11 protein-coding genes and 1 pseudogene are annotated in these 9,272 nt (G+C 55.8%); 2 read left to right on the plus strand and 10 right to left on the minus strand.

What is annotated here, in order from left to right:
* Positions 1-192, plus strand: a pseudogene (locus KK925_RS08205) (hydrolase); the annotation flags it as partial.
* A 124-nt stretch (positions 193-316) separates the two neighbouring features.
* Here KK925_RS08205 and rplI read toward each other — a convergent pair.
* The 10 genes from rplI to pdhA all read right to left on the minus strand — a co-directional run bounded on the left by rplI (position 317) and on the right by pdhA (position 8,684).
* Positions 317-928 (minus strand): 50S ribosomal protein L9, encoded by a 612-nt coding sequence (gene rplI, locus KK925_RS08210; RefSeq protein WP_214096427.1) that lies wholly within the window; start codon positions 926-928, stop codon positions 317-319.
* 56 nt (positions 929-984) lie between these two features.
* Entirely contained in the window at positions 985-1,452 is a 468-nt protein-coding gene (locus tag KK925_RS08215) for a single-stranded DNA-binding protein (protein ID WP_174583480.1), read from the minus strand.
* A 15-nt stretch (positions 1,453-1,467) separates the two neighbouring features.
* Entirely contained in the window at positions 1,468-1,809 is a 342-nt protein-coding gene (locus KK925_RS08220; RefSeq protein ID WP_174583481.1) for a 30S ribosomal protein S6, read from the minus strand.
* Positions 1,806-2,384 (minus strand): aminoacyl-tRNA hydrolase, encoded by a 579-nt coding sequence (gene pth, locus KK925_RS08225; RefSeq protein WP_214096428.1) that lies wholly within the window; start codon positions 2,382-2,384, stop codon positions 1,806-1,808. Before pth ends, KK925_RS08220 begins: the two co-directional genes overlap by 4 nt.
* Positions 2,385-2,433: 49 nt before the next feature.
* A complete protein-coding gene (locus KK925_RS08230; RefSeq protein WP_174583482.1) occupies positions 2,434-3,087 on the minus strand; it encodes a 50S ribosomal protein L25 in 654 nt (217 codons plus the stop codon).
* A 57-nt stretch (positions 3,088-3,144) separates the two neighbouring features.
* The gene (locus KK925_RS08235; RefSeq protein ID WP_174583483.1) at positions 3,145-3,639 is read right to left on the minus strand and encodes a hypothetical protein; all 495 of its coding nucleotides are present in this window, start codon (positions 3,637-3,639) and stop codon (positions 3,145-3,147) included.
* Positions 3,640-3,720: 81 nt separating this feature from the next.
* Positions 3,721-5,130, minus strand: coding sequence for a dihydrolipoyl dehydrogenase (gene lpdA / locus KK925_RS08240; RefSeq protein WP_174583484.1), 1,410 nt, complete (start codon positions 5,128-5,130; stop codon positions 3,721-3,723).
* A 141-nt stretch (positions 5,131-5,271) separates the two neighbouring features.
* On the minus strand, positions 5,272-6,477 hold the full coding sequence (locus KK925_RS08245) for a dihydrolipoamide acetyltransferase family protein (RefSeq protein WP_174583485.1): 1,206 nt from the start codon (positions 6,475-6,477) through the stop codon (positions 5,272-5,274).
* A 123-nt stretch (positions 6,478-6,600) separates the two neighbouring features.
* Positions 6,601-7,575, minus strand: a complete 975-nt coding sequence (locus tag KK925_RS08250) for an alpha-ketoacid dehydrogenase subunit beta (RefSeq protein ID WP_174583486.1) — start codon at positions 7,573-7,575, stop codon at positions 6,601-6,603.
* Between the two features lie 44 nt (positions 7,576-7,619).
* On the minus strand, positions 7,620-8,684 hold the full coding sequence (pdhA, locus tag KK925_RS08255) for a pyruvate dehydrogenase (acetyl-transferring) E1 component subunit alpha (protein ID WP_174583487.1): 1,065 nt from the start codon (positions 8,682-8,684) through the stop codon (positions 7,620-7,622).
* 109 nt (positions 8,685-8,793) lie between these two features.
* Between pdhA and KK925_RS08260 the strand changes: the two genes are divergently transcribed.
* Positions 8,794-9,272 (plus strand): aminotransferase class III-fold pyridoxal phosphate-dependent enzyme (locus KK925_RS08260; RefSeq protein ID WP_174583488.1); only part of this gene is annotated, 479 nt, incomplete at its 3' end.

Here is a 9,272-nt window from a genome sequence, read left to right on the forward strand (position 1 = left end):
ACCCCGTCCCCTCCGGTGGAACAGCCTTCCCCCCCGGAAGGCTGTTCCACCGGAGGGGACGGGGTAGGCGGGGTAGGAGGTCGAGGAGTTACCGACGGAGGTCTGGGAGAGGGAGGAGCCTCTTGGCCCAACAGAAAAGATCCCAGTCCCGGGAAGGCGACCAAAACCCAAGCGCTTGCCAACGCTACCTGAAGCCAAACATCAGTGCGGGCTCCTTCACTCCATAACCAAACCCATGCCCTGACTATCCAGTTTAGGTAACGGTAACCCATGGGGCAGGGAGGTTTTGGGTCTGGGCCATTTGCCTGAACCGTTTTTATCCGGTTTGAGCACCGGGGACCGGCTCCTGCCCTTCCGAGTTGGAGGCTTGGACTTGTCTTTCTTTTTTGGCTTTTGGTTGACTTGCTTTCCTGGCCTTAGGAGGTTTGCCTTTGACTTGCTTGGTTTTTGCTCCTCCTTTTTCCTCTCCTTCTGGCTGAGGGCTTCGAACCGTTACGCGCAAAATCCCATGGACTTCAGGATGGAGATCCACCGTAAGCTCGTACTGCCCAAAAGCACGGATGGGTTTATCAAGTCGAATCTTCCGCCGATCCAGTGCAATCCCCGCTTGCTCCAATCGCTGCGCGATTTCAGCAGTGGTCACCGATCCAAACACTTTTTCGCCCCCGGTCTCCGAAGCCAGCTCAAAGACGAGCTCCATCTCGGCCAAGCGGATCGCCAATGCCTGAGCCTCCTCCCGCTCGCGATTCTCGCGAGCCAATCGCAACTGCCGCAGCCGGGCGATCTCTCTTTGCGTAGCAGAGTTCGCGAGCACTGCGAGCCCTCGAGGCAAAAGGTAATTCCGCACGTAACCCGCCCGGAGCTGAACCGTATCCCCTTCTGCACCCAATCGATCGATTCGTTGTTTCAGAATGACCGGGACCTGCATGGCGAAAACCATTTTTTCGTAGCGCCGCTTCCCTCTCAAGGAAAAACCACCAGATTTTAAAAGGGCAAAGGATCCTCGGACGGCTCCTCTTCGGTCCCTGCCAGGGGTGGGGCGGTTGGGGAGGAGATTTCCTCCTCGCTCGCGATGGGGCTCGCAAGGCTTGCCGACCCTGTCGGAGTTTCAGGAGTCACGCGACCTCGTCCGAGGAATTGAATGCGATCGGCTCGCACTCGGAGTCGACTCCTCTTTTCCCCATCCTTACCCTCCCACTGTTCCCATTGAAGCCTTCCTTCCACTAGAACGAGTGACCCCTTATGCAGGTATTGCTTGCACGTTTCCGCCTGCCTTCCCCAAGCAACGACTTCTACGAAACACACTTCATCCCGCGTTTGACCGTCCTGGCTGCGAATGGTTGTGTTGACTGCCAGCGAAAGGTCTCCCACCGGGGTTCCCTTAGGGGTGTAACGAATTTCGGGGTCCCGCGTTAGGTTGCCCAAAAGTAACACGCGGTTGAGATCGGCCATAGTCTTCCCTCCTTTCTAAGGAGTGGATGGGGCGATCGTTTCCGGAAAGCTTGCTTTCCGGGATTCTCTTTTTCCGGTTCGGCGCACGTAAAACTGCCGGAATAGCTTGGGATATCCCTTTAACTTTTGATTGAGGACACCAAGCAAAGACCCTTCCAGGGAAAATTCCATATACACGTAATATCCCGAATCGACCCGGTGGGCTACTCGCTCGAATTTCCTCTTATCCATTTTCTGCACGGTATGAACGGTGCCTCCCAGGGCCACAATTTCCTGGGTCACAAACTCAATCGCCCCTTCGATTCCTTCATCCCTTCCATTGACCAAAAAGATGAAAAGCGCTCCGTACCGGTTCATACCTTTTCGCTTGAGCCACTATTGAACAGGCTCATCGCTGCGGCAAGACCTTTTTGGCTTGCATACTGGATGGCTTCAACCGCTTTACGGATCATCGATTCGACAACCTCCGCTTCCTCTTCTCGAAACCGGGCAAGCACAAAATCCCGGGCTCTAACCCCAGCAGGCAGAGGCCCGATACCGCACCGTAGCCTCGCATAGGCTTGTGTGCCCAGAGCCCTCTCGATGGATGCGAGGCCCCGATGGCCTCCCGAGCTCCCCCGCGAACGCAACCGGATTTTTCCTACCGGGAGAGAAAGATCATCTACGACCACCAGCAATAGCTCTGGCCCAAGACCCAACGTTTCGAGACAGGTTGCAACCACCGGACCCGAAAGGTTCATGTAGCTAAGGGGTTTGACAAGCCACCGATCTCCGTCCCATACAGCCGCTTCCCAGTCGCCCCGGGCATCTTTCTTGAAGACCACCTTCTTTTGCCGGGCCAGTTCTTCCACCACAGCAAAGCCAAGATTGTGCCGAGTATGGCGGTAGGTTTCTCCGGGGTTGCCCAAGCCAACAATCAACCTCGGCGTCACGAAACAAAAACCTGGAACCCTCGTCGAAAAACTGTTGAGGCTTGGTGAACTAGGACGACTCTTCTTCGCCTTCCGTTTCCTTGCGCTCCCGCACAAGCTCTGGTTCGGTAGGTGCCGCAGCTTCTGCGACTTCTTCCCCTTGTTCCGGCGCCACCACGGTGAAAAGGACCTGGGTGGGAGGGGAAAGCAACCGTACCCCAGCGGGCAGAGGGAGTTCTCCCGCAAAAAGCGATTCACCGACGCCCAGGTGGCTGACGTCCACCGTTAAAGCTTCGGGAAGATCCCTAGGAAGGCATTGGATCCGAACCTCACGGGTCACCGTCTCGAGCATGCCACCGGCAGCTATTCCAGCCGGTGTCCCTACGGGGACCACTTCCACTTCCGCGTGCAAAGGTTCATCCGGTTTAATCTCGTGAAAGTCGACGTGGAGAAGGAGATCGCTAATCGGATGGCGTTGGATTTCCTGGAGTACCGCTAGGCGCTTTTCTTCCGGTCCCCGATCCTCCCATTGGAGTTCTAGCAAAGCCCGTTCTCCACCCTGTTGAAGCAGCCGTACCAAGGCCTTCCCTTCCAGGGCAATGGGAAAGCTGCCCCGTCCCCCGTAAAGCACCCCCGGTACTAGACCCTGTTTGCGGAGTCGCCGAGCCGGGCCTCGTCCCATCTGATCCCGGCCACGAACCGTAAGTGTGAGAACCTTTGGCATGGGTTTTTTTGACCTGATCGCATTGGTTTGTGCCTGTCGCTGGCAGGCATTACGCCACTACACCATAGACAGGATCGTCATCTTGGCAAGGGAAGGTTTTTTGTTGGAAGCCTCCCCACTGCCTCCCGTGGCTTGGTGCCATAGTTCCTGCAGAGTCTTCTGGGCTTCTTGGAAACTTTGCAGGGTTATCCTTTCGGGAAAGGGGACCTTCCAAACTTCCCCAGTGGGAAGGTGTTCGAAGTAAATCCAAGAGTGGTCATCGTTTCGAGTCTCCCGGTGAACTTCTCGAAAGAGACGCTTGCGTTCGAGCCAGCCCGCAAGAAGGAAGGCTACGGCACGGTCGGGCTCAGAGCCTTCTCGTAAGGCCTTGCGTAAGGCTTGTTCGGCCCATCCGGCTACAGGGACAAAAGAAGAACCCTTCGGCGGGCATTCGAACAGAGACCACCAACTGGCCAGCCAAAAACTCGGCTCGCTTGTAACTTTTTCCCAGCTTTCCTGGCAATAGTCCAATCTCTGGAGCCCGTTGGAATGTTCCACCAACACCGAGTACACGCGCTCGCCCTTTTGGAATGACTTGCCACAAAGACTACAGCGGGTAGATCTTGGGCGGATGTTCCATCGCTGTACCATGGCTTAAATGTGAATGGCACGTCCTTCCACTCGCAGACAGGCCTCTGCAAGCGCTTCCGCAAAAGTGGGATGGGCATGGATCGCAGAATGAAGCTCTTCGGTCGTGGCTTCGAGCTCAATAGCAAGAGTTGCCTCCGCAATGAGTTCACTGGCACCGCTTCCCACAATTTGAACGCCAAGGATCTCCCCATAGGGTTCTCCTGCCACCACCTTGACCATCCCATCGGAATGCCCGCTTGCCACGGCTCTTCCGTTGGCATGATAAGGGAAACGTGCCACGCGGACCGATCGTCCTTGGGCCCGTGCCTCGGCTTCCGTAAGACCAACGCTGGCAAGTTCCGGATCGCAGTAGACACAGGAGGGGAATAGCTTGGGTCGTTTGGGGCGTTTTCCTGGAACGAACATTGCTTCCACGGCCTCGATGGCCTGTCGAGATGCCACGTGAGCTAACCACGGAGCCCCGATGATATCCCCTGCAGCATACACGGTGGGAAAGGAGGTTCGGTAGGACTCATCCACCCAGACAAATCCATTGGCGCTGGAAAGCCGGACGTCAGGGCCAAGGGCGCCCTCCAGGTTGGCTTCGACACCTACGGCCAAAAGGACCCAATCACAGGTAAGTTTTCCGGAAGCCTTGCCGGAAAGCTCCACCACGAGCTTTTCTCCTTGTTCTTGCACCTTGTCCACTGTGGTTTGGGTCAGTATTGAGATCCCTTTCCTGGTCAGGGCCTGGGAGAGGACTTGAACCACTTCTTGGTCCTCCTTGGGAAGGATCTGCTGCTGAACTTCCACAAGGGTTACTTGGGTCCCAAGGCAGGAAAAAAAGTCGGCAAACTCGATTCCGATTGGCCCGCCTCCTACGATGAGGAGCGACTTGGGAAGGTCCTGCACGAGCAGCGCTTCTCGACTGGTCAGGATGCGTTTCCCATCCGGGACAAGCCCGGGTAGTACTCGGGGACGGGCCCCTGTTGCCAGCAAGATATGATCCCCCTCCACGAGGGTTTCCTTAGGACCCGAGCCTGTTTGCGTTTTGTCTACAACCTCTACCTCAACCTTTCCAGGCCCGACAATCCGGGCGCTACCCACGAGGTATTCCACGCCTTTGGAACGAAAAAGCGATTCTACCCCTGCAGCCATCCGGTCGGAGACGCGCCGGCTCCTCTCCACAATGGCTCGCAGGTCGGCTGTCGCCCCATCAGTTCGAAGCCCCCATTGCTCGGCGTGCCGGAGTTCCCAATACAAATGGGCACTAGCGAGTAAAGCCTTGGAAGGGATGCACCCCCAATTGAGACACGTGCCACCGGCTCGCTCCTTTTCCACGCACACCACACGTTTCCCAAGTTGGGCGGCTCGAATGGACCCTACGTAACCGGCAGGCCCTCCCCCAATCACAATGAGCTCATAACGTTCCATGGCTACAGATAGGTTTTTTTCCCTCGTACGGCTCCGTTTTGAACTCTTCCTTGTTTCCGTTTTCAAGCTCTCGGAAGGCTTTTCTTCCGGCGCCTACGGTGGATCCCCTAGAGCTGCGCGCAATGTTCCGCTTTCCTTTGATTACGGGGAGCTGAGAAGCCACAAAGGCTCCTCCAGAAGGCTCCGGAGTTCCCGTAGGTAGTTTGCGGCCGTTGCCCCGTCAATCACCCGGTGATCGCAAGAAAGGGTAATGGGGAGCCGCTTTCTGACTCTCACCTCATCGTTTGGTCCCACGACGGGCTTTTTCGCAACCGCACCCACTGCCACAATGAGAGCCTGGGGAGGATTGATAATGGCTAAAAACCAATCGACGCCATACATGCCGAGGTTGGAAAGCGTAAGGGTTCCCCCAGTATAATCCTCTGGTTTGAGCTTTCCCTCCCGAGCCTGCGCGACCAGCTCTCGAAGCGACTGGGCCAGCTCACGGAGGGTTTTTTTCTCTGCACTGCGGACCACTGGGGTAATCAATCCTTCGGAAAGGGCCACGGCAACCGCAAGATGAATCTCCGGAAAGCGCAGGATCTTTTCACCTGCCCAGCTTGCGTTGACTTCCGGTACTCGCCGAGCCGCCTCTACCACAGCTTTCGCTATGAAGTCATTGACGGTAAACTTGAACGCTTCGCCCCGCGAGGAAACCAGTCCATTGAGCTTCTCTCGCAGCTCTTCCATCGAGTCTACGTCAACCTCAGCACCCAAGTAAAAGTGTGGGATCGTAGTTTTACTTTCCAAAAGCCGCCGGGCAATCGTTGCCCTCATGGAAGAGATTCCAATGGCTTCCGCAGGCTGGGTTACAACTTCCCTCCGGGTTTGCTCCGCAGCAGCTAGCACATCCCGTTGGACAATTCGTCCCCCAGGGCCGCTACCTCGCACAGAAGAAAGATCGACGCCCAAACTGGCTGCCAGCTTGCGGGCTAGCGGTGAAACGCGAAGCCGGTCCTGGGAACCGGAGGGAGATGGGGGTGCAATCGGGGAAGAAGCACCAACCGAAACGGAAGACACGGCCTTTTTTTCCTCCGCCGCCGGCGGGGTTGGCTCCAGATGTGATTCTTCCGGTTGCGCCAATAGCGCAATGGGCGAGCCTACGGGGGCTTCACTCCCCTCTGGGAGGAGGATCTTTTGCAAAAAGCCTTCCTCATAGGCCTCAAGCTCCATCGTGGCCTTATCGGTTTCTATCTCCGCGAGAACTTCTCCAGGCTTGACACTCTCCCCCTCCCGTTTCATCCACCGGACGATTTTCCCCACGGTCATAGAGGGACTCAAAAGAGGCATGGTAATTTCTTTGGGCATATGGTCTTGTAAGATCCCTAGGGAAAGGCAAAAACAGCACGGCTCCCCACCACCCACAAGGGAAGACACTTGGTTTTTCCGCGCTGACCAGGATAGGCCGCGATCCTTCCTACCGGCTCTTTTTTAGCTGACAACATCATAAATGGCCGAAAGAATCCTTTGCGGGTTTGGTAACACGATCCCCTCCAATCGTTCATTGTATGGCTGAGGGACATCCAAGCTTGTGACGCGAGCGACCGGGGCATCGAGCTCATCAAAAAGTTTTCGTTGGATGTCATAAGCCAGTTGCGCACCCCATCCGGCAAAGGGCTTGTTTTCTTCCACGATTACGACCCGGTGCGTCTTGCAAACGGATTGGCTGACAAGATCCCAGTCGTAGGGCTTGATCGTGCGCAGATCGACCACTTCCACAGCAATTCCTTGCTGCGCAGCAAGCTTGGCCGCCTCTAGCGCCCGATGGGTTGAAATCCCCGCTGCAATCACTGTAACATCCTTCCCCTCAAGACAGATTTCCCCCTTTCCTAAGGGAATGAGATACTCCTCCTCGGGAACGGGACCTTTCACGTTATAGAGGATTTCGTGCTCAAAAAAGCAAACTGGATTATTGGAACGAATGGCTGTTTTGAGTAAACCCTTGGCATCCCGCGGGAATGCAGGAGCTACGACCAAGAGTGAAGGCACGTTCGCATACCAGTTTTCAGGGCTGTGGGAATGCGTGGCCCCAGTCTGGACCCCTCCTCCTGCCGGCCCTCGAAGGACTAGCCCGAGAGAAAATTGCCCTCCCGACATGTACCGGATGGCTCCTGCGTTATTCACAATCTGATCAAAAGCGACCAGGGAAAAGCTCCAGGTCATAAACTCCACGATTGGCCGAAGCCCAGCCATCGCAGCTCCCACACCTAAACCGGTGAACGCTGCTTCGCTAATCGGTGTGTCCAGAACTCGCTCCGGGCCGAAACGCTGCAATAACCCTTGGCTGACCTTATACGCGCCTTGATACTGCCCAACTTCCTCGCCGATGAGAAGAACTTTCGGGTCCCGTTCCATCTCTTCGGCCAAAGCCTCATTGAGGGCTTCACGAAACGTGATCTCTCGCATGCGGTTGAATGAGTCAAAACTTTCCTTTTGGCAAGCTCCGCGAATTAGAAATCGTTGTATCGCGGCTTGGGAAATTCTGGAATCGAATCTTCGGGAGCCCAAACGTCTTCGAAAAGATCTTCCTCTGTCGGATCGGGACTTTTATCCGCAAACTCAAAGGCCTCCTGCACGATCGATCGGATCTCTTTATCCAAAGCTTCCGCTTGCTCCTTGGACACGATCTCTTCCTCAAGAAGTCGTTTCAGATACCGCATCAAGGGATCCACCTGGCGATACTTCTCCAGTTCGTCCCGCGGCCGGTAGGTTGCCGGATCGGCCATGGAATGGCCGCGATACCGGTAGGTTCGAGCTTCTATCAAACTAGGTTCCTGCTCAGTTCGAGCAAGATGGACAGCTTCGCCCACTTTCTCCCGGACGTCCTCCACGTCCATCCCATCGGCAACAATGGCGGCTAGATCATAGCTCCGAGCCCGATTGACTAAGGGAAGACCTGCCGTGGAGCGGCCCACATGGGTTCCCATGGCATACTGGTTATTCTCGATGATGTAGACCACAGGCAATTTCCACACCGATACAAGATTTAACGTTTCGTGGAAAACTCCCTGGTTGACGGCACCATCACCCAGAAAACACACGGTAACTCTTCTTGTGCCCTGATATTTCTGGGCAAAAGCAATCCCGGCGGCCAAAGGCATTTGAGCCGCCACAATGCCATGTCCCCCGTAGAAATGCTTGGTAACGTCAAAAAAGTGCATCGACCCGCCTTTCCCTTTGCATAAACCGGTGCGTTTTCCAAAAAGCTCTGCCATGCAACGGTGGGGAGAAAGCCCCCGCGCTAACGCCAGCCCATGGTCCCGGTACCCGGCCACCACAGGGTCGGTTGGTTCGAGAATGGAAAGAGCCCCGGCAGCTACGGCTTCCTGGCCAATGTAAAGATGGCAAAACCCCTTGATCTTACCTAGGGTAAAGGCCTGAGCCGCCTTTTCTTCGAATCGCCGAATAAGAAGCATCTGCCGGTAGAGAGAAATTTTCTCCTCGGGCGAGAGGGTACGCGGAGGGGCAACGCGTACTACGGCGGCCTCCTCATCCTTGGCGGCAGACAGCTCCATACCTCTGCACAACGATGCCCCCGGAGGAGAAGCTTTTCAAGTCAAGCTTTCTGATGCCAGGAGGTTGCCTTGCGGCAACCCCTCGAGCATGTTGGGTGCCGCCACAATTATGCTCCCACGTTTAGTTACCGCTGTACCCGGCCCCAAGTCCCAAGAGCTTGCAGCCATCCTCCGGCAGTACGAATGTCAGGCGATCACTGCGTTTGATGTTTTGGGTCCCATTTTTCTTTCCCGCGGGCGGGGCGCCAACCTTTGGGATGTGGACGGGAACCAGTATTTGGATCTTGGTTCTGGTTTCGGTGTCGCTTCCTTAGGTCACGGATATCGCCCGGTTGTCGCGCAAGCTCAGAAACAGCTGACCTGCCTTGTTCATGCGATGGGCGACCTTTATCCTGCGGAGGCCAAAGCCGCGTTGTGCCGGAAACTTTCTTTCTTAACCTTTGAGGCCTGGGGCTTAGGGACGGGCAAAACCATTCTAACCAATTCGGGAAGTGAAGCAGTGGAAGTGGCTCTTAAAACGGCGTGTCTTGCGACGGGAAAGGCCGGTATTTTGTACTTTAAGGGCGCTTACCATGGACTTACCTACGG

Origin of the sequence: Candidatus Methylacidithermus pantelleriae (genome assembly GCF_905250085.1) — a bacterium.
GTDB classification, from domain to species: domain Bacteria; phylum Verrucomicrobiota; class Verrucomicrobiia; order Methylacidiphilales; family Methylacidiphilaceae; genus Methylacidithermus; species Methylacidithermus pantelleriae.

Coding starts and splice junctions, on each gene's coding strand:
- pdhA (WP_174583487.1), bottom strand. CDS start 8,684: ATGGAGCTGTCTGCCGCCAAGGATGAGGAGGCCGCCGTAGTACGCGTT.
- KK925_RS08215 (WP_174583480.1), bottom strand. CDS start 1,452: ATGGCCGATCTCAACCGCGTGTTACTTTTGGGCAACCTAACGCGGGAC.
- KK925_RS08220 (WP_174583481.1), bottom strand. CDS start 1,809: ATGAACCGGTACGGAGCGCTTTTCATCTTTTTGGTCAATGGAAGGGAT.
- KK925_RS08230 (WP_174583482.1), bottom strand. CDS start 3,087: ATGCCAAAGGTTCTCACACTTACGGTTCGTGGCCGGGATCAGATGGGA.
- KK925_RS08245 (WP_174583485.1), bottom strand. CDS start 6,477: ATGCCCAAAGAAATTACCATGCCTCTTTTGAGTCCCTCTATGACCGTG.
- rplI (WP_214096427.1), bottom strand. CDS start 928: ATGCAGGTCCCGGTCATTCTGAAACAACGAATCGATCGATTGGGTGCA.
- lpdA (WP_174583484.1), bottom strand. CDS start 5,130: ATGGAACGTTATGAGCTCATTGTGATTGGGGGAGGGCCTGCCGGTTAC.
- KK925_RS08250 (WP_174583486.1), bottom strand. CDS start 7,575: ATGCGAGAGATCACGTTTCGTGAAGCCCTCAATGAGGCTTTGGCCGAA.